This is a genomic window from Marinomonas sp. TI.3.20 (assembly GCF_038155025.1).
Taxonomy (GTDB): domain Bacteria; phylum Pseudomonadota; class Gammaproteobacteria; order Pseudomonadales; family Marinomonadaceae; genus Marinomonas; species Marinomonas flavescens.
In genome coordinates, this window is the sequence record NZ_JBAKAS010000005.1 from 1 (window position 1) to 20643 (window position 20643).

Sequence of the window (20643 nt, forward strand, 5' to 3'; positions counted from 1 at the left end):
AGGTCATACGCGACAATATTGCATAGCCCATCAATGGCTTTACGCATATCGGTTGGCCCACAAATGAGGGTCACATTAAGTTGATCAGAAGCCGTAAACATGAGTCTTTTATTCCAATTTAAAAAATGAAAGACTTTATGGTTTTTGGAAGAGACTGCTATGTGGGGTTTAGCCGACGCTCACGAGAGTATGATCAAAGAAAAACATGCGAGTCTCTCATGCACTAGTCGAGCGCAAGCCGACTATTGCATGAGAGTACTCAGAGCTTTGTACAACTTTGCTCAATTCGAATATAAAAACGCCCGAGACAAACCAATCTTTCTCTACAACCCAGTCCAAATACTTAGCCATAAAAGGCAATGGAATCACGTACCACGCAAACAAACACGCCTAACAAGGTCTGAAATTCCTAAATTATTGAGCGGCTTGAACACTATTCGTAAAACCGCAGATACATTTTTATTTGCTGTATGTGACTTCGTTGAAGTAGCGTTATTCACAGGATTAAGAAAATCTGAACTACTGAACTTGCAATGGGAACAAGTAAACCTAGAAGAGAGAACTTTTCGAATTTTAGAAACGAAAAATGGTGATGCTTTAGAACTGCCAATGGCAGATCATTTACATTCTATTTTTGAGAGGCGCAAGGAAATGACCAGTAATGGGTATGTTTTTCAAGCTGAAAACGACTATGGATATGTTCGAGAGCCCAAAAAATCAATACAGAAAATTATAGATGAAACAGGAATTAACTTTACACTTCATGACCTTAGAAGAACATTTACAAGCTCGGCTGAACTCTTACGAGTCGGAACCTATACAATTAAACGCTTACTCAACCACAAAACAGGTAGAAATGATGTAACAGCAGGATATACAATTCTTACAGCAGAAGAATTAAGGCCATTTTGCTATGATATCGAGAATAAGCTGCTTACATAAAAGCTCATATAATTTATGTAAAAAGAAACTCTCTGATTTTTCTTTTTAACTCGCCCACACCATCCAGAAAGCTATCATCTAGGTAATTGTATATTTTTTCAGGGCTAATAAGCTGTCGGCCGTTATCATTTTTTGTTAGTTTCCAAAAAAGATTTTTTGCACGTTTCGCTCGCTTTTTACCATCAATGGAGTCCACTTTAGGTAGTCTTTCATCTAGACTTTCGTACCACTCTAGAACTTGAACTTCAATATTCGAAAATGGCAAGAAATTAATATTATCAAAATCAGCATGATATTCTTCATCAACTTGATCTCCATCCAGAACAATAATAACATCACTTCCTTTAGCTAAAAAGCTACTATTTAGATTTCTTCTAGCTAGATCTACAACTTGTGAAGCACCACCTATATAAATAATTTTATACTTATAAAAAACTGAACCAAAGTCACTTATTAAATATTCCAAATAATGAGCAAGCCTTTCATCTTCCGTAAGAATATATTTATCAAACCCATTAAAACCATACATTACGCTTTTTATAAAATTGTATGATCTATTTTCAATAGAAAAACCACTACCATCCTGATAACTTTCAATATAAAAAAGTTCATCTGATTCTAAAGTCTTCATTAAAGCTAAAGAGTGTGTGGTAAAAAATATATTAACCCCATAATGCTTACAATACACTCTTAAAGATCTTATCAAATTAACCTGAGCACTAGCATCTAGAGAAATATCAATCTCATCTATGAATATAACCTTTTTACCACGCTTAATATTTCTGTATAAATTAATTAAGAAATATTCTCCCGAACTAAAATAGTCTTCCCTTATATAATATCGACTCACATCATCCTTTAAAATAAAACAGCAATCTTTTCCTTTTATTTTAACATTCTTCAGGCCATCAAACCTATTATCACAATAAATCTCATTAAGAAACTCTATTAGATCAGCTGCTTCAGAGTATTCCCCTAAAGCAATTTTACTGCGTAATTCCTCATCAAGATTAGAAAGACGTTGAAACTGATCAAACCTTTCACCATGGGGTATAGACAGCTCAACAAGAAATAATCCCTTAAGTTCATCTGATATATCCTGCTTTGTATCAATGGAGCCCAATCTTTTATTGTAGGAGAATTTTATAACATAATCTTCAACTCTATACTCAATATAGCTATCATCTTGAAAAATATATGGCGCGGCAGTTTCAATAAACGTATTATTTAAATATAAATTTCTAACAGATCTAAACAATGTCGTTTTCCCAACACTATTTTTTCCTGATAAGCACATTATTTTATTTTCAGACAAGTCAAATTTCAGCTCTAGAGACTTTATATGCTGAATGTTTTTCAATTTTATTTCAAAATTCAATTTACTTCACCGACTTTCTTAAGAACATATCAACTAGTGTTGTCCCATATTTTCTTCTAAGTTTTGATAAATATTTTTTATCCATAGAATTTATAGCAATTATTCGACCTGATAAAGATGACATACCTATATCTCTAAAAGTTCTATTTTCAACATCTTTATCTTTCAAATTGACTTTATTTTTCACATAGTCGTCAAATTTAGATAGATCACTCAAATAAAAATTCAACATAACTTCTATTTCATTTTTATCTTTATTTGAGATTGTAATAACGCCATTAGGAAGAATATTAAAGCCAAGAATTTTAACATTTTTATTTTTACTTTGGATTTTTGTTTTCTTTCTATTAAGAATAAAACTATCACCCAAACTCGATGTAAAAATATGCTGAATATCATTTTCTAAAGAAGAAAAACCAATTTTATCATTGGAGGAAATAATTATATCATCTGAATATCTGGAGTAAAAAAAACCATTTCTCTTGCAATAATCATCCAGTAAATTATCAAAATCAAAAAGGCAGGCATTACTTAACATTGGTGATGTAGGAAAACCTTCCGGAATAACACCATCAACAACAAGCAAGTCAAGAAGCAGATCACTATAGTTTTTTATATCCGAAATTGGAACAAAATCAAGATTTTTTTCAAGTAGGGACTTTATTAAAGACACATCAAAACTACTAAAAAAATCTTTTACATCTGTTTGAAAGAAGAATTTGTTTTTAGCATGTTTCTCTACAGCATCTCGGATTGAAACTCCTTTTCTATACGAAAAAACAACTTCTTTATTTAATTCAAAATACGCCAGAATACTAGAGTTTATAAATCTATGGATTTTTTTAAGTTTAACGCTAGGTGAATACCGAACTCTATTACCTTTATTAATTTTAGAATACTCTTGATTAATTTCTATATTCAAAAAATCATCAAAGAGCAATTTACCATGAAAAGTAGATATGAAAACTTCCTCTAATGTTCTTGAATTGATTGCGTGATTCACAATTTAAGCCTTCATCTTATTATCAAACAGCTAACGACCTGTTTCAGGAAAACATTAAGAATAAAATTCTTATATAAAAGATACTACCTTAGCATTATAAATTTTCAATCGAAGTAGTGTAGAAAAGAGAGCGGATCGGACGTGATAAGTGCTACCGATCATGGTGTGAAAACGAAGATAGCTGTTACTATCCTATCACCCTTTCCTTAAAAAAGCAGAAAAGTAATGATAGGGGTAACATAAATCATAGCCGGTAGTGACCTTGCATATTGACTGGAGATACTCCTAGTCGCTAAGGTATACGTAGATAATAGTACTGAGATTAAAAAAAATCAATATTAAAGAACTATTTCTGACTCTGCTTCACCTAATTTTATTGCCCATTTCCTATGCCGCTCGGTTAAAAACTCTAGTGCTAATGACTCACTACTGCTCCTACAAATCTCTCCTGCGAGCATCTTAATTTTCTCACTTCGCTCCATTGAAGGCTTTGTATCCAATAGTCCAGCACATTCAGTTTCATCTATATAAAGATAAGACTCATCCTTATGCCGACTCATGGAAACATAAGCAATCGATCTATCCATTGCCGAAGTGTAATAAACAAATGTATTACCATCTACTGTTGTACCCTGCGAGCTGTATGCTGTCAGCGCATATGCATGACACAAGTTCGTCCCTTTTTCATCCGCATATTCTGAAGATAAAAAGCTCACTGTACGGCCATCATCCGCTCTTATTGAAAACTCTACATCTGCGCTTTCAACAATTCGAATAGACTCTATAGTTCCTAACGTACCATTAGATACACCAAGTTTTCTATAATCATTACGACAAAATTTAATTCGGTCGCCCTTAGAAAATTCCGTTTTAAACGACTTATCAGCCACACTACACGAAAGTGGAATATTTTCTTGTCCTACGCGCCCCTCTGATATGTGAATATCTCTAATTGCTTTACTGATCTCTTGAACATCTGTCCACCGCTGCGCAATGACAAGAGAGGCTTTTTCAGGGTTGGCTTTTTGATACTTATGCCAGCTATCCACTAACGCTTTTTTAGTATTCTCTGCATTTTCATGAAAATGAAGGCACCCTTTCTCATCAAGCGTTTTAAGAGCCTCTTCTGCTTTTCCGTCTCTTAGATCTGCCACAACCCCACGAGCCCATGCTGTTCGTTGCCTGCGTATGTTTTCAATACGCTGAGTACCGATTACTTCTGGATTTGATAGATAGCGCAGTGACCCGCCTCTATTGATCGCATCTAATTGTTTATCTTCACCAGTAAGTATCAATTTACACTGGGCCTGATGAGCACAATGCGTTAGCTTTTGTAGATCAGTACTCGGTAATTGACCAGCTTCATCAACAACTAAAACTCCCGTAGATGATAGAGGGTTAGTGCCATTCGTGATTTTATTAATCAGTGAGGCGACGGTTACTGATTGAATACCTGTTTCTTCTTGAAGGTTATCTGCCGCCTTTTTTGCAATACTGGCACCTAAAACTTTGTAGCCCTTCTGATTATAGGCATGTCTTGCTGCTAACATTAAAGTCGTTTTTCCAGCACCAGCAGAGCCTTGCACAATGGAAATATCAGGCCCGTTTAGAGCACTGTATACAGCTTCTATTTGCTCATCGTCAAAAGGAAAACCAAGCTCCGACTCAGCCTTTTTCAACGCTCTTTGAATTTCAGGCTCAGATAAATTCTTAGTGAAACGACTCGATAAATCACGAGCAGTTTGTACCATCATGCGCTCACAGTTTAAAACTGATTGGGTAGTGTATTGTGGATCAAACGGGTTTTCTGCACTCAACTCTACAACCTCCCGATCTCTGATCAACCGCTTAACGTTTTGCTCACACTCAGCAGCGTTACTTCCGCTCTCAACAGATTGAATAGCTGTTTGATAAAACAGGTCTTGAGGACGAAAAACAGCCTTTTTATCTGTAATTGAATACAGAATTTGATCGTCTTCTGGCAATTCAGCATCGCAAAGAATTTCAGCCTGCATAGACTGTAGAGTCTCAGTATGAAAGCCCATACTATCCATTTCACTTTGCCAACTTTTTAATAATGCTTGATGATCAACTAACCCCTTATCTTTTCGGGTATCCAGTTTTATTAGATCTCCCGCTTTGCTAGCACTACTATCGACTCCCTGTTTTTTTAGCTCCTCACGAATAGATTCTGATCTTTTTGAAAAATGCTCACATAGCTTTTTATCAACACCAGACACATGAAAGGAGTCTTCATCTCGTTCAACCTGAAAACCTAGCTGTTTCATCTGTGCTGCTAATTCAGCTCGATATAACGCACCAGCCGCTTTTTGCCATTGATAAATTTTGCGGGACTCAACACTTCCCCATGAATCATCCTCCCGTGGAGCAACATTACAGATTACAGCATGAGTATGTAATTGAGGGTCTTGTTCCCGCGATGTACAGTGGTTAAAAGTGGCTGCGACTAAACCAGCTGTACGCTCTAACGTTTCACCTGCCTTTCCTCGCCTCGTGAAAGCAGCATAATGCTCTAATGCATCAATACCGCGCTTGGCTGCTATTATTTGGGCTTCCTGTACTTTAGTTCTTAACTCATCATCAGCTCTAGCCCATATGATCGAAACAGATTTAGGAGCGCTAAAAGTACAATCCCAGCCTAAGCGTCTTTTTTCTGAATAAGCATTTTGAACAAGAGAAGCGCCCTCAGGCGCTCCTCCATTTATCAAAGCTTCAATATCAGCTTTTTCAACTGTATTACCATATAACCCTAAATTTCGAGAACCTAGTCCATGCCATTTACCAGGGGGCTCTCCAGCGCCCAGATAATAATCTTCAGCAGCTAAATTAGTGTAATAAGACACTGTTCGTACAGGTGATATCGTTAACACTATGAGCGCCCTCCAAACAGTTTATTTTCAGGCTTGCTCTCTTTTTTTGGACGTTCAGTTAACCATTTTGCAGGAACGTGCTCCTCCGCAATAGTTTTTTTCTTATAAAGCGGCCATTGCAAACGAAATACACCTTCCCAACTAGGCACCATAAGATAGCCTATAACGCCTTTTTTGGTTGGCATTTCAATGTGAGTTAAATCATATTCACTAACAACAGGTTCACTAGACCGCTGCCATGTTTTTTCGGCACCAATCTGTGATGGCCGCTCAACAATGCGATCACCGAACATATTGGAAACATATTCAGATTCTCCTCCTGCACTACCTACGCGCATAGCAAACACAACAGAAAATAAATTTAAAATCGTATCAGCATCATTTTGATAATTTTTCTTGATCTGTGAAATTGATTGAGTTCCAAAAACAGCTCGTCCACCACGTGATCGAGCCAATTCCAGCCACATTTTAATACTCGGGTTTGGTGGAAGGTTTGCCATTTCATCAATGAACAACCAAGTATCCCGAACATTTTTCATTGATTGGGATAGAAAGTGCTTTGTCATCAATGACAGTAACGCGTTGCATAATGGAGCTCCAATTGATTTATACCGAGGATCAGACTGCACAATGAGCGTATTTCGTACTTTTTTATGATTGTTATTCACCCACTCTCGAATAGAAAATTTCGGTTTATCTGAACCCCGCCATGCAACGGCTAAAGTCTCAACCCAACTTAACTCAGAGATCAAATTCACATAGAATCCCTGTGTAGTTTTAGACCCATCTATTACAAATGACGCTGCAATTGGGTAGTAACGCTGTAATAGAGATAACATTTCAGGTTGAGATAGCTGAATACGTTTATTGATACTATCCCACCCCCAAGGCTCTCCTTCTTCCATGAGACTAACTAACATTCCAGTAAAAATAAGCCTAGCTCCTTTTAGCCACATCGGATCATGCGAATTACCATCTGGTATTAGATTACCAGCGACCATTTCAGCATCATGTTCATTTCGAATGTCGTTTGCGATATCCCATATAAATGACCGATCATCCCAAGGCGCGATCAATATCGCTTTTTTATTAAAGAAAAAAGTTGTAAATTCCTTTTTTTCATCATAAATAAAAACCTTATCATTTCTATTTATAGCCTGATCTATCATTGGCAGAATAACTGTAGTTTTACCTCCCCCCGGAGCACCTAAAGTTAAAATATTTGATTGCTCCTCTTTTTTTGTGAGGGCCGTATTTGGATAAATGGTAATCCCCCTACTTTTCTTCCCTGCTTGTTTAAGAGATTTTTTTGCCTTTTTCTTTGCAACAGAGATAGCTCTTTTCCCTATATAAAGCTTAGCACCCTCAATATGTCTACTAAGGTCACGACCACCTTCTTCCCAAGCTACTTTTTTTGTTATCTTCCATGAAATAAAAAAAGAAAATATGAATGGAATAATCAAATGCATATAGAAATGTATTACTAAATTCTCTCTTTCTACCCATCGCCAATAATTACTCCATTCGTAGCCAGAGCCACCTAATGTCATCTTTTTAAATAAGCTAAAAAAGTATTTTGAGTATTCAGAAATCCCTCCCCACCATGTCCCCCAATTCCATGTAAGCCAAATACTGCCACAAAATAAAAATATAAAGACAATTCCAAACAACAGAAAAATCGAGTTCCAATCCTGAATCTTTTCGTGTGGTGTAGTTCTCATCATTGATTGCCTCCTACTACTCGCTGTCTTGCAATCTCACGTTCATGGTCTGATAAGTTTGCTACGGCACAAACAATAGAAAATATTCTGCTCGTTACTTTTCGCTCTAGATCTATGAAGCGTTGATCAAGAGAAATTTGCTCATAATGAGAAGCAACGATGGTTCTAATATGCTCCGCTACAGACTCATTTTTTTGTTCAGCATCGTGTACGATACGGTTATAATCTGACGTTGAAAAACGTACAGTGATTGCTCTGTTTACACTTTTTTTAGACATAAAAATTCCTCAGCTGTGATTTCACTGAAATCCGCTTTGATCAATTGAATTTATTAAACTTTTAATAATGGAATTGAGAAATCAATTCTCTAACTGAAATCAGCTACACCCTAGTAGTCCTAGCCCTCAGCACAGATTTCAAAGAGCCATGCGATGCATCGAAAGGTGCGTTGGGGTCTGATAGAAAACCTGTTAATTTAGTCATTAACCAACTCTCCCGAATTTGATACTGTACGACTCTCAAGAAAAGCCTCTAAATCAGTAATTCGATACATCACACGACTGCCAACTTTAACGTAACGAAGGTTATAACGACCTGTACTCGCCCAAACACTCAAAGTCTGAGAGCTTACCCCCAGCCGCTGTGCGGCTTGTGCGCGATTGATTAATATTGACCCACTTTTATCTTGTTGCATGTAACCTCCTAAACGTTTGTCTTTATTGACGTTTATAGACTAACGATGTTATTTCTACTGCGCTCACGCACTAACTAAAAAGTGGTTACAAAAGGATGAAAATGGAAAATTCACTAATTCCAAATCGAAAGTTTCAAGAACAGTTTCGGAATGACTTAATGTCAATAAAGAATGAGTTTGGGCCTAAATTAACAACACTGGTAAAAAGTCATTTTGAGATTTTAAAAAATGAAATAGATAAAAAAAGCATATCTTTTTCTAACAATCTGTTTGGTAGAAAATCAATACTAAAGATCCTCGAAGAGATTTCAGAAAATATAGCCGAAGAGCTTTTAAAAGAAGAAAAAAATAGCTTACGAAAAATAATTAAGGACAATCTATCGTTGCCAATAAAAACTGATAACAACGGTCGATCCTCTATAGATGGTTATGCAATTGAATTGTATATAACAAAAGCTAGATACCTTTGCTTCCTTATTGATCATTCTCCTTATCTACAACATCTAAGTGCTTTCAAATGGAATCTTTCATTTTCCGCAGAGCTATTTTCAATAATAATTACACGTACAACTAGAAAAGCTAAGGTATGCCCTCTTTGTTTTAGAGATATATCTGAAGGTAACAAAGATGTTAAAGGTAGGTCTCGAGACAGAAAATACTGCCATATACATAAGACGAACGATGAAGATGCGAATGCTAAGAACATCTTAGGAAAAGAAATTTTCAATAATCTCAGTCAAGATAGCAAAAACAGGCACAAGGAGTATTCCTATATAAAGCAAACAAGTGGTGACTACTTGCAGTTGACGCCTAATACCCAAAAAAATCGACTACACGAACAGTTAAAATCAAGCTCATACCATGGAGCAATAGTGAGCTTTGGAGATAGCCCTACATTTGCTGAAGACATGGAATACTTTCGTTCTAAACCAATTAGTATTGATAGCATACCAAATAATCTAGAAGAAATAGAAAGTGCTCTAATTGAAGTTCAGCCTACAATAGGAAAGATCTTTGCAGACCCTGATTATGTAAAGTTTATTGAATCTGCAACAGAGCTGGATTGGAAAAAATTTGGGAGCTTCGTCTGTAAGACGTTAGCCCAAAACTTTCCTAAGACATTTTCAACGTTTAAAGCTCCAATACCTACAACTAATTCACTCACAGAATTTACGCATCTTCTTCAAGGCAAGAACTATCTAGATAACGAAGCAAATTCATGTTCTCACTTTTTTTTATTCATTTCTGCACTCAATATTTCAGAAGATTTACTTATTGAGGGTGAGAAAATCAATATAGCAAAACAGCAACGGGCATCTAAAGTACAAAAAATATTAGAACTCTACGATCAAGGCTTAAACGTTAGTGATATCAAAAAGAACTTAGATAGCTTCGGACAAAATACTGGTAGACCATTTATAACTAAGATCATCAACGCTCACACAAAAAAAGGTTTGTAGCACCTGTGTAGCACGAGCAATAAAAAAGCCCCGATAAGTCAGCTTTCACTAACCTATTGAGGCTTATTTTATATGGTGGGCCTGCCCCGACTTGAACGGGGGACCTGCCGATTATGAGTCGGACGCTCTAACCAACTGAGCTACAGGCCCTAAAAACGATTCGTATTATAGCTATATGCTTAACTAATGCAAAGATAGAGAGGCAATTTTTATGTATTAATTCAATCAAATGCAAAAAATATTGATTCATTACTATGATATCGCCTGTACTTGGCGATTTATCATTCCTGGTGCGATCCCCATTACTTTTTTAAAAGCACGTCGAAACGCCGCTTCACTCTGGTAGCCAAGTTCATGACATAGGATGGCAATATTTTCATCGCCTTGTTTGATACGCTGCGCCGCTAACCGCATTCGCCATGACGTCAAATAGGCCATGGGGGTCATACCCATCGTCGTTTTAAACAAACCACTGAAAGCCGAACGAGACATCCCTGCTTTCTCCGCAAGACTGGCGACTTGCCACGCTTCATGTGGGCGTTCATGAATGGCGACTATCGCTCGCGCTAATTTACTATCACTTAATCCTGCAAATAATCCAAATTGAATTTTTTTGGTTTGCATAAAAAGTCTCAACAATTGCACTAAATAGGCTTCCGCTAACCGCTCTACAACAATCTGCGATCCACAACGAGGTTGCATGACCTCTGTAAGTAATAACGAATTTAATGGCGATAGCTGTTGAGCCGCTTCATCCTCCCATTCTACTTTCACCCATTGCCATTCAACATCAAGTAGTGGGTTTAGTGCTTTCGTACCAAAATCGAATTCGCAGATTAACAGCTTGTTATCCACATTTTTGTTAGCGCTCTCTGTCTTAGATAACTGCACTTCAAGATCTAATCCTGAAGCCAACCAAATACCATCGCCAGTGTTTAATGCTGTCCGGTTGTTGTCTTTTGTTTTTAGGATTAACTCGCCACTTATCACGTACAACCAATAACTAGAATCAACAGAAAGAGACAAGCTACCTCGTGGCTCCAAAAAAAAGCAACTACTGACAGAAGTGGCCTTTGGACGAAAGGCGCTCAGCACAGAAGAAAGTCGATCCATTATTTCTTAACCTTATAAAATACGATCTGCAATAAAATTAGCATTAATAAGCACCTATCGTATCAGGTTTTATCCTATTATGCCTTCATGGTAAAAATAACCAACTATGAGGACGCAGAAATGACCGTATTAAAACCTAGAGTTGCTACGCCTGAATTGGCACTTAACACGCTAACAGGCTCTTGGTCTTTGGCTGAGCAAACACCTGAGAATTTTACAATGGTGGTGGTTTACCGTGGCCTTCACTGCCCTCTTTGCAAAAATTATTTGAGAGAGTTAAGTCGTTTAGCGGATGATTTTGCGGCAAAAGGCGTCAGTGTTATTGCCCTTAGTAGCGACACGCAAGAGCGCGCTCAGCAAGCTTCTACTGAATGGGAAATAGAAAACCTGACTATGGGTTACGGCCTGACCGTTGAGCAATCTCAAGCATGGGGATTACATCGCAGTGCTGGTCGCGGTTTAACCAGTATTGGTGTTGAAGAACCGGCTGAATTTACTGAGCCAGGATTTTTCTTAATTCGTCCAGATGGCACTTTATATTGGAGCAATATCAGCACTATGCCATTTGCTCGACCACACTTTAAAGAAGTGCTTGGCGCTATCGATTTTGCGGTAAGTAAAGACTACCCTGCACGAGGTGAATTAGTTTAATTCAATAATATTGAATTAACTATTCCAGAAAACATAAAGCAAAACTCTATTCGAGTTTTGCTTTTTTTTAATTCGAATAAACCGAACATACTCAGATATTTTAGTAGATTTAAAAGTTATATCTATAATTCATAAAGATCTTAAAACAACTTACAAAAAACTTTATATGAAACAATTCATTAATATGTCTATTTTTAGTACTCATTAAAAATACACATTATTCTTTAAAAGCTAATAGCATAAAAAAAGCACGTCCTCAGAAAGGACGTGCAAAATCATCTACACTCATCTATCTAACACACTAACTTAACGCACTAACTCAAAACACTATTTTCCAATAGAAAACTTATTGTCATACTCACGAAAAAGATACAGCATAAAAATAGCGGCTAGCATTGGCCAAGCAGCAAAGAACAATAAATTGGCACCAGCCCAAGGGTCAAGGTAGCGTCCAAAAGAGACTAGAGTTGAGCTTAAGTGCATGATTAATATAATCAAAGTCACCCATCTTTTTTGAAAACCAATCAAAAAGCTCAAGACCAAAGCCAGCTGCAACGCCCCGATAAGGTAAGTAATACTGTTACCCAAAGCAGGAATGGAGTAAAACACCTTCAGGACAACGGCCGCATGACCTGGGTTGATAAATTTATCTATTGTCCACATGAGTAATACTATAAATACGCCTAAACGCAAACCTAGCAAACTCCACTCTAACTTCTCTCGTGGTAAAGTAATTGTACTCATTCTAAAAACCTTTTTTATGTGAACTTTTATAAAATGTAACTTTGAACACGCTAATTAATGTACATTCCATATCACATTTATTATCTATGTTATTTAAACAAAGCATTTAATTCCAAGGCCACTTTAAAAGAATAATAAAATAAAACAATATTATTTTTTCTTATGATCATTTATTTCTATTTTTTAAAGCTTTTCACCAAATAAAGACAGATTTTTTATTATTATATCCTGAATTTAGTTGGAACTAATTCTGAATTTAGAGATCATCAGATGTTGTTATATAAAAAATATTATGAAAAAACGAATAGAATGATGATCTACCCTCGTAACGGCACACTATAACTCTATATTTAAATGGGATTATTAGCCTACAAAACTCATGTCATCTCACTTACGAGAGCTATTTAAGAGAGGGCTATTGCAGAGTTTTTAAAAAATGGTGCCTGCTAATTTGGCTTGTTTACTCAAAGCTCATCATCGACTCACAGTTTATTTTTAAGTGTTTCTCCACTTTTTATCCACAGCCGCATCGGTATCGTGAAGTAGACCTGAAAAAGCCACGATAACGTGTGCTATCGTGGCTTTTTAGAAACTACTTTTATGCGACTAGATGTTATCTAGGCGCATAACACATCAGAAAATTAGTTTTGATTGATGAAGTAGTTGATCACGTAAGCTGGAAGATCCGCTGCGTTTACTACGATTTGTTCCATCGTATCACGATCACGAACGGTCACTGGTGCGCCTTCTTTTTCGATTGAATCGAAATCGACTGTGACACAGATAGGCGTACCGACTTCGTCATGACGACGGTAGCCTTTACCAACGTTACCGGTGTTTTCATAAAGAATGCGACCCAAGCCCAATTTCTGAAGCTTGTTTTTCAATTCTTTAGCAAGCGCTACGATTTCTGGCTTATTCTTTTTAAGAGGCATAATAGCGACTTTGATCGGCGCTAGATGTGGCTTAAATTTAAGAACCGTACGAGTCGTGCCATTTGGAAGCTCTTCTTCAGTATAAGCTTCTGTCATCACGGCTAATAAACCACGCTCTAGACCAGCAGAAGGTTCGATACAGAAAGGCACTTCCCATTTACCGGCTTCTAGATCTCGAATCGCCAGTTTCGTTGTCGAATGCTCGTTCTTTTTCACTTTCGCATACAGATCAAACTCTTCTTGTGCTTTTGTATGAGAGCCTAGATCGTAATCGGTACGGTTAGCGACACCTTCTAGTTCTTCAAAACCATGTGGGAACTTGTATAAAATATCCACTGTTGATTTTGAATAATGCGCTAGGTCATCACCCGTTACGTATTCGAATTCAATGTTTTCTTCTGTTAAGCCTTGGTCCAACCACCACTGTTTACGTGTTTTGACCCAAAACTCATGCCATTTTTCGTCTTCACCTGGCTTACAGAAAAATTCCAATTCCATTTGTTCAAATTCACGAACACGGAAGATAAAGTTACGTGGTGTAATTTCGTTACGGAATGATTTACCAATCTGTGCAATACCAAATGGCAGCGTACGAGAAGTAGAGTCCACTACGTTTTTGAAGTTTGTAAAAATACCTTGTGCCGTTTCTGGGCGAAGGTAAGTGTAAGACTCTTCGTTAACCATCGGGCCAACGTTCGTTTTAAACATCAAATTAAAATCACGAGGCTCAGTGACATTAGTAGAACCACAGTTGTCACAGACTTTAATGTCTTTCATGTGGTCAGCACGCATGCGTGATTTACATTCGTGGCAATCTACCATTGGATCGGTGAAGGTATCTTCATGTCCTGAGTATTTGTAGACGTTTTTATTTTGGATGATAGCGGCATCTAAGCCTTCTACATCATCACGTTCATAAACCATCGAACGCCACCAAGCCGCTTTTAGGTTGTTTTTTAATTCAATACCTAACGGACCGTAATCGTAAGCACCTTGCATACCACCGTAGATTTCACTGCCTTGGAAAATAAATCCGCGACGTTTACACAGGGAAACGAGTTCATCCATTGTTTTAGCTGGCATTTCTAAACACACCTTAAGCAAATTCGTTAGTAGAAAAGACGCTTCATATACAGGAAGCGAATATCAAATATTATCATAATGACACATTGTACTCTGTGGCCGAATTTCGCTCAATGGCGATTACTCGGGAAAATATCTCGCATTTCTTATCGTCTTCAACAATAGAATTCCCTATCTATATAAACGCAGAGCAGAGAAATCATAAAAGTTCTCTTATTTACACTTAAAAAGCATCAAATATGACCATCATCAGGTGATTTTGTCTTCATTATGTAAGATAATTCGTATTAATTACACATTTGAAACATCACTAGGATTTACCATGCGTTCATCGTCTACTCCCATTTTTCTTTTTGGCCTTTTTGGAGTGCTGCCATTTTTAGTGTGGACAATTCTCGCCATGACAGACACCAGAATGATGGGATACACAGGTGTTCAACTCTTTGCTAGCTATGGCGCCATCATTTTAAGCTTCTTTAATGGTGTTATATTTGGACAGGTCTTAGAAAATTCTCAAGGACCTTATAGCCGTCGCATCATGATGTTTACTCATCTCATCACGATCTTGGCTTGGGGCACTATTTTAATGGGCGTACCCACTCTTGCTATCGTGGTGTTACTGCTCGGCTTTATCTCAACCTTTTGGCTAGAAATTCGCTGCCTCAAATTATTATTTTCTAACAATTCCGGTCATTCTAAGATCCGCTTTGCTCTCATCACCGTAGTATGTGTTTTACACATATTAGTGATTTTTCCTCAATATTAGTGGAGAAAGCATTAACGTTTCGGAGCGATTGGAATGTTGACAGTTTTTTATGATGGTAATTGCCCCCTCTGTCTTAGAGAGATGATAGCGTTAAAGGAATACGATCAAGATAATCTCTTACAACTAGAAAACATTTATGGCGAGTCATTTAATACTCGTTTCCCTCACATCGACCCTATTCGTGCTGATAAAATTTTGCATGGACAATGGGAAGATGGCACCTTGATTTTTGGCTTAGAGGTAACCTGTTCAGCATGGAAACTGGTAGGAAAACATAAATGGATTCAGGTACTACGCTGGCCTTTTATCAAGCCGATTGCTAACGTGGGGTACCGGTTTTTTGCTCATTATCGTCACTCTATTGCAGCGGTAGTATCAGGCAAGCGCGCCTGTGACCGCTGTAAATAAGACACATAAGATGCAAAGTAGACACCAAGCTATACCTGAAAATGTAAACTTTTGAGGATCATGCAATGTCTTTTAACGCCCTTATCATTGGTGCGAGCAGTTCCATTGCCCAAGCGGCTGTCACTCTTTTAGCTGATAATCCAGAGTGCCGACGCATTTTTACCGTCAGCCAGTGTCCGCTTAATTTCTCCACAAACAAAGTAACCCCACTACTGTGCGATTACAGTGATAGTTCAATACATAATATTTGTAAGACGCTAAAACCTTATGCTGGCAGCATCACTCAAGTGCTTATCTGTAACGGTATACTTCATACTAATGGGCTTAATAATCAGCCGATCATGCCAGAAAAAAAACTTGAAGATATTAATACCGAGCAGCTTATTCACTTATATCACTGCAATACTGTTGTCCCCATGCTCTGGATCAGTCGCTTACTTCCTCTTCTGATAAGCGAACAAGCCGTGAAAATGGCGGTATTTAGCGCTCGGATCGGTAGTATTTCAGACAATAAAACGGGGGGATGGTATAGCTATCGCGCTTCTAAAGCGGCCTTAAATATGCTGATACAAACCAGTGCGATTGAATACGCTAGGCGCGCACCAAACGTGAAGCTTGTTGCCTTTCATCCAGGCACCACCGACACACCCTTGTCTAAGCCTTTTCAGAGATTGGTTCCCAAAGAAAAATTATTTACCCCAGAGTTTGTAGCGAAAAGGTTATTATTCGTTCTTGATGAAGCAGAAGTAGACCAAAAAGCTGCCTACCTAGACTGGAATAACATGCCAATAAATTGGTAATACCAAGACATTTTTCTAAAAAATAAGACGAGACCATTTATGGGTGAAATTGATCCAACTGACCGAAAAATTCTAAAATTATTGCAAATGAATGCCAGCTTAACCGCGACCGAGGTCGCAGAACGGGTTGGTTTATCTCAATCACCTTGCTGGCGGCGCATTAACCGACTGCAACAAGAAGGATTTATTCAGTCCACACAGGCAATTGTAAACCGTCATAAAGTCGGATTGGATATCGTTGTTTTAGTTAATATTAAGCTGTCTTCACATGGTCGAAAAATGCTGGATGAATTTGAGCAGGCTATTGTCGATTTTTCAGAAGTAGTGGAATGTTGGACGATTTCAGGCGCCATGGATTACAGCTTACGTGTAGTGGCAAAAAACATTGGTAGTTATGAAACCTTCTTACGCAGCAAGCTATTGCAGCTGCCTCATATCCAAGAAGCACAAAGCCATTTCACCATGCGCGAAGTCAAGAACGTCACCCAGCTTCCTTTAGACTAGAAACGTCGCATTATATCGAGACAGCAAGGTGACGAGAGGCTTTGCTTTATTGTCGGTTATTTAAGCAGTGGATCATCTTTAGGAAGGTGTTTTTGAATCCACAATGCTAATTTATGCTTCATACTTGGCAAATCTTCTTTATCGGCCGGTAATGCCACAATCAACTTATCCAACACTAACAGGCGATAGATGGCTTCGGTTTTTTCATTGGCAGACATAGTCGATGAAAAACCTTCGTAGCCTCGTTTAAGTGCATAATTTTCACCGACTTGTATGGCTTTTTTACTCAGCCCTGCTTCATTTTTAATCTTTTTCATCTTTGTCCTCATCTATTCGTGTATTTGCTCACTAAAGAGTGATTGTCGACTTATTCCATGGAACAAGGGAAATTGTCGACACATTAGCTCAAATCACAGTTTGAAATATTTTCCTGACTCTAGCAGCTTTTTGCATTTTGCCAAATATTTCTACCCAATAAAGCGTAAAAAACGATTATAAACAAAACCTTGAGTACATTTAGTGAAACCTTAAGCGTCTTATATGAGACTAAAGGATAATCTAAAAACACAGAAATTGTCGACAATCTAGCTTGAAAAAGGGGCCAAACAAGATTATAAATAATCATATTGTCGACAATGTGATGTTTTGTTTCCTTATGAGTAGCGCTTTTTATGAATAACCTTGTTTCCATCAAATCTGCCACGCTGTCTGAAGACATTGCGCAGCAACTTAGCAATGCCATCGTGCAAGGCGACATTCCGCAAGGCAGTAAAATTTCTGAACCAGAACTCGCTAAACAATACGGTGTTTCTCGAGGCCCTCTTAGAGAGGCCATCGTTAAATTAGAAGGGCTTGGCTTAGTCACACGCACCGCCAATATAGGCGCCCGCGTTATCCAGTTAAATACGCAAGACATGTTAGACACTTTTAGCATGCGTGAAGCATTAGAGGGCATGGCAGCCAGACTAGCAGCGACGTCGATGCCGCGTAACGAAGTGAATCGTTTGTATGCGCTGCTCGATAAACACCAAGCCTACTTAGATGACAATCAAGACGAACATTATGTCCAGCAAGGTGGCAATGATGACTTTCATTTACGCATCATTCATGCCAGTGGCAACGCCAAAATAATCCGCCTGCTGACCGAAGAATTATACGCGGTGATTCGAATGTATCGCCGCCATACTGCTGACCAACGCAGTGACCCGCGCCAAGCATTACGTGAGCATCGCGCGATCTTAGACGCCATTGCTAATCACGAAGGCGACCTCGCCGAGCTGCTGATGCGTCGCCATATCAGTCGGGCCAGTCATTTATTAAAGCAAGCGATGGAACTCAGTTCCCTCGCTTCTCAATAAGTCGACCCCCGTTTATTCGAATAACAAAAAGAGAGCCAGATCATGACTAATCTATCTGCCGGTGCCCGTTTTAGAAAAGCGGTTCAAACACAATCTCCATTGCAAGTCGTTGGCACTATCAACGCCTATTGCGCCATGATGGCCGAGCAAACCGGACACCATGCTATTTACTTATCCGGTGGCGGTGTCGCCAATGCCTCGTATGGATTACCAGATTTAGGCATGACCGATTTGCACGATGTGCTGGAAGACGTGCGTCGCATTACCTCGGCGTCTAACCTGCCGCTCTTAGTTGATATCGACACTGGTTTTGGTGGCGCATTTAATATCGCCAGAAGCGTTCAACAAATGGAACAAGCCGGTGCCGCAGCGGTTCACATTGAAGACCAAGTGCAACAAAAACGCTGTGGCCACCGCCCGAATAAAGCCATCGTCAGCCAGAATGAAATGGTCGACCGCGTGAAAGCTTGTGTTGATGCTCGCCGTAACGACGACTTTGTCATCATGGCGCGTACCGATGCCTTGGCAGTAGAAGGCATGGAATCCGCTATTGAGCGAGCCATTGCTTGTGTTGAAGCCGGCGCGGATATGATATTCCCTGAAGCCATGATCACATTGGACCAATACAAAGAGTTTGTTGCGGCGGTGAATGTGCCAGTGCTGGCGAATATCACTGAATTTGGCGCGACGCCATTGTTCAGTAAAGAAGAGTTAGCCAGCGCAGGGGTTGACCTCGTGCTTTATCCGCTGAGTGCGTTTAGAGCAATGAACAAAGCGGCACTCAATGTCTACCAGCATTTGTTAAACGACGGTCATCAACGCGCCACCGTAGACACTATGCAGACCCGCAACGAGCTCTACGATTTTCTTAACTACCACGATTACGAAGACAAGCTAGACGCGCTTTTCTCAGAACAGAAAACGCAAAAATAAGGTGTGTTTCACCTTATATAAACCATGAACAATATTGCATAAAAAGATCGTATAAAAAGACATAAAGCACAGTGAATAAATGATTTCTCAGCGAACAATAATAAAGGAGAGACGACATGGCTAAAGTACTTTCTGGTGCCGGTTTACGTGGACAAAGTGCCGGTGAAACCGCCCTTTGTACGGTTGGTAAAGCGGCCGCAGGGTTGACCTATCGCGGTTACGACATTGATGTTCTAGCCGACCACGCAAGCTTTGAAGAAGTAGCGTATTTGTTACTCTACGGAGCCTTGCCTAACCGCACTCAACTGCAAGACTACGAACACAAGTTGATGCAATTACGCAGCCTTCCTGAGCCACTCAAAGCGGCTTTAGAATTGATTCCTAAAGACGCACCCCCAATGGATGTGATGCGCACAGGCTGTTCCTTCTTAGGCAACCTTGAACCAGAGCTAACATCCGAGCAGCAGCCTTTTTCCGGCCAATTGTCCGCCGCGGATCGTCTGGTTGCTACCTTGCCAGCCATCGTGGTTTATTGGTATCGCTTTACCCATGATGGTGTGCGCATCGACACACAAAACCGTCATGTGCCATCACTGGCTGGCCATTTCCTGACCATGCTTCACGATAAAGAACCTAGCGCATTACACACCCAAGTCATGAATGTGTCGCTGATTCTATACGCTGAACATGAATTCAATGCGTCGACCTTTACCGCTCGTGTCTGCGCTTCTACCTTGTCGGACATGTACTCTTGCGTCACCGGCGCCATTGGCAGCTTACGCGGGCCACTGCATGGTGGTGCAAACGAAGCGGCGATGGAGATGATTGAGCCTTGGCAATCGCCTGATGAAGCGGAAGCAGCGCTGATGGAAAAACTCGCCAATAAAGAAAAAGTCATGGGCTTTGGTCATGCGATTTACAGCGAACGCGATCCGCGTAATGACATCATCAAAAAATGGTCTAAAAAACTCAGCGAAGAAACCGGTGATGACCACTTATACGCGGTGTCAGAACGTTGCGAAGCAGTCATGTGGCGCGAGAAAAAACTCTTCTGTAACGCTGATTTTTTCCATGCGAGTGCCTACCGTTTTATGGACATCCCAACCAAGTTGTTTACGCCTATTTTTGTCTGCTCGCGCATCACAGGATGGGCCGCTCACATTATGGAACAAAGAGCCAACAATCGGATTATTCGCCCTAGCGCAGATTATATCGGCCCAGATCACGCTGAGTGGGTGGAGATAGACAAGCGTCCATAA

20 protein-coding genes and 1 tRNA gene are annotated in these 20643 nt (G+C 39.2%); 10 read left to right on the forward strand and 11 right to left on the reverse strand.

Translation table 11 applies throughout. From position 1 onward, the window contains the following. Positions 1 to 159 precede the first annotated feature (159 nt). Entirely contained in the window at positions 160 to 942 is a 783-nt protein-coding gene (locus tag V6259_RS06915) for a tyrosine-type recombinase/integrase (protein ID WP_341583922.1), read from the forward strand. Between the two features lie 13 nt (positions 943 to 955). Here V6259_RS06915 and V6259_RS06920 read toward each other — a convergent pair whose 3' ends face one another. The 6 genes from V6259_RS06920 to V6259_RS06945 form a co-directional block, all read right to left on the reverse strand. Next, on the reverse strand, positions 956 to 2320 hold the full coding sequence (locus V6259_RS06920; RefSeq protein WP_341583923.1) for an AAA family ATPase: 1365 nt from the start codon (positions 2318 to 2320) through the stop codon (positions 956 to 958). Position 2321: 1 nt separating this feature from the next. Continuing rightward, positions 2322 to 3323 (reverse strand): reverse transcriptase family protein, encoded by a 1002-nt coding sequence (locus V6259_RS06925; protein ID WP_341583925.1) that lies wholly within the window; start codon positions 3321 to 3323, stop codon positions 2322 to 2324. Between the two features lie 338 nt (positions 3324 to 3661). Further along, positions 3662 to 6214 carry a MobF family relaxase gene (gene mobF / locus V6259_RS06930; protein ID WP_341583927.1) on the reverse strand — a complete coding sequence of 851 codons (2553 nt, stop codon included), beginning with the start codon at positions 6212 to 6214 and terminating at the stop codon, positions 3662 to 3664. Next, a complete protein-coding gene (locus V6259_RS06935; protein WP_341583928.1) occupies positions 6214 to 7938 on the reverse strand; it encodes a type IV secretion system DNA-binding domain-containing protein in 1725 nt (574 codons plus the stop codon). Before V6259_RS06935 ends, mobF begins: the two co-directional genes overlap by 1 nt. After that, on the reverse strand, positions 7935 to 8213 hold the full coding sequence (locus tag V6259_RS06940; protein WP_341583929.1) for a hypothetical protein: 279 nt from the start codon (positions 8211 to 8213) through the stop codon (positions 7935 to 7937). The genes V6259_RS06935 and V6259_RS06940 overlap by 4 nt, the downstream gene beginning before the upstream one ends. A 197-nt stretch (positions 8214 to 8410) precedes the next feature. Beyond that, positions 8411 to 8629, reverse strand: a complete 219-nt coding sequence (locus tag V6259_RS06945) for a helix-turn-helix domain-containing protein (protein WP_341583930.1) — start codon at positions 8627 to 8629, stop codon at positions 8411 to 8413. Positions 8630 to 8730: 101 nt separating this feature from the next. On the opposite strand from V6259_RS06945, the gene V6259_RS06950 reads away from it, so the two are divergent. Continuing rightward, the gene (locus V6259_RS06950; RefSeq protein ID WP_341583932.1) at positions 8731 to 10089 is read left to right on the forward strand and encodes a hypothetical protein; all 1359 of its coding nucleotides are present in this window, start codon (positions 8731 to 8733) and stop codon (positions 10087 to 10089) included. Positions 10090 to 10162: 73 nt separating this feature from the next. Here V6259_RS06950 and V6259_RS06955 read toward each other — a convergent pair. Together V6259_RS06955 and V6259_RS06960 are read right to left on the reverse strand one after the other, a co-directional pair. Beyond that, positions 10163 to 10239, reverse strand: a tRNA-Ile gene (locus tag V6259_RS06955). A gap of 102 nt (positions 10240 to 10341) precedes the next feature. Then, complete coding sequence (locus V6259_RS06960) at positions 10342 to 11202, reverse strand: AraC family transcriptional regulator (RefSeq protein ID WP_341583934.1); 861 nt, start codon at positions 11200 to 11202, stop codon at positions 10342 to 10344. A gap of 120 nt (positions 11203 to 11322) precedes the next feature. On the opposite strand from V6259_RS06960, the gene V6259_RS06965 reads away from it, so the two are divergent. Further along, a complete protein-coding gene (locus V6259_RS06965; protein ID WP_133012621.1) occupies positions 11323 to 11853 on the forward strand; it encodes a peroxiredoxin-like family protein in 531 nt (176 codons plus the stop codon). Between the two features lie 327 nt (positions 11854 to 12180). Here V6259_RS06965 and V6259_RS06970 read toward each other — a convergent pair whose 3' ends face one another. Continuing rightward, positions 12181 to 12597 (reverse strand): hypothetical protein, encoded by a 417-nt coding sequence (locus tag V6259_RS06970; protein ID WP_341583936.1) that lies wholly within the window; start codon positions 12595 to 12597, stop codon positions 12181 to 12183. A 641-nt stretch (positions 12598 to 13238) separates the two neighbouring features. After that, a complete protein-coding gene (locus V6259_RS06975; RefSeq protein WP_133012826.1) occupies positions 13239 to 14615 on the reverse strand; it encodes a glycine--tRNA ligase in 1377 nt (458 codons plus the stop codon). A gap of 322 nt (positions 14616 to 14937) precedes the next feature. On the opposite strand from V6259_RS06975, the gene V6259_RS06980 reads away from it, so the two are divergent. The 4 genes from V6259_RS06980 (at position 14938) to V6259_RS06995 (ending at position 17093) form a co-directional block, all read left to right on the forward strand. After that, positions 14938 to 15381 carry a DUF3429 domain-containing protein gene (locus tag V6259_RS06980; RefSeq protein ID WP_133012827.1) on the forward strand — a complete coding sequence of 148 codons (444 nt, stop codon included), beginning with the start codon at positions 14938 to 14940 and terminating at the stop codon, positions 15379 to 15381. A 33-nt stretch (positions 15382 to 15414) separates the two neighbouring features. Then, the gene (locus tag V6259_RS06985; RefSeq protein WP_341583939.1) at positions 15415 to 15789 is read left to right on the forward strand and encodes a thiol-disulfide oxidoreductase DCC family protein; all 375 of its coding nucleotides are present in this window, start codon (positions 15415 to 15417) and stop codon (positions 15787 to 15789) included. A gap of 65 nt (positions 15790 to 15854) precedes the next feature. Then, positions 15855 to 16589, forward strand: coding sequence for an SDR family NAD(P)-dependent oxidoreductase (locus tag V6259_RS06990; protein WP_341583941.1), 735 nt, complete (start codon positions 15855 to 15857; stop codon positions 16587 to 16589). A 39-nt stretch (positions 16590 to 16628) separates the two neighbouring features. Next, the gene (locus V6259_RS06995) at positions 16629 to 17093 is read left to right on the forward strand and encodes an Lrp/AsnC family transcriptional regulator (protein WP_133012830.1); all 465 of its coding nucleotides are present in this window, start codon (positions 16629 to 16631) and stop codon (positions 17091 to 17093) included. A 56-nt stretch (positions 17094 to 17149) separates the two neighbouring features. On the opposite strand, the gene V6259_RS07000 is transcribed toward V6259_RS06995, so the two are convergent. Further along, a complete protein-coding gene (locus V6259_RS07000; protein WP_133012831.1) occupies positions 17150 to 17410 on the reverse strand; it encodes a DUF5062 family protein in 261 nt (86 codons plus the stop codon). 354 nt (positions 17411 to 17764) lie between these two features. Between V6259_RS07000 and V6259_RS07005 the strand changes: the two genes are divergently transcribed. The 3 genes from V6259_RS07005 to prpC all read left to right on the forward strand — a co-directional run bounded on the left by V6259_RS07005 (position 17765) and on the right by prpC (position 20643). Beyond that, positions 17765 to 18451, forward strand: coding sequence for a GntR family transcriptional regulator (locus V6259_RS07005; protein WP_341583943.1), 687 nt, complete (start codon positions 17765 to 17767; stop codon positions 18449 to 18451). Positions 18452 to 18493: 42 nt separating this feature from the next. Beyond that, positions 18494 to 19384: a methylisocitrate lyase gene (gene prpB / locus V6259_RS07010; RefSeq protein ID WP_133012833.1), complete on the forward strand. Its 891-nt coding sequence runs from the start codon at positions 18494 to 18496 to the stop codon at positions 19382 to 19384. Between the two features lie 116 nt (positions 19385 to 19500). Further along, on the forward strand, positions 19501 to 20643 hold the full coding sequence (prpC, locus tag V6259_RS07015; protein ID WP_341583945.1) for a bifunctional 2-methylcitrate synthase/citrate synthase: 1143 nt from the start codon (positions 19501 to 19503) through the stop codon (positions 20641 to 20643).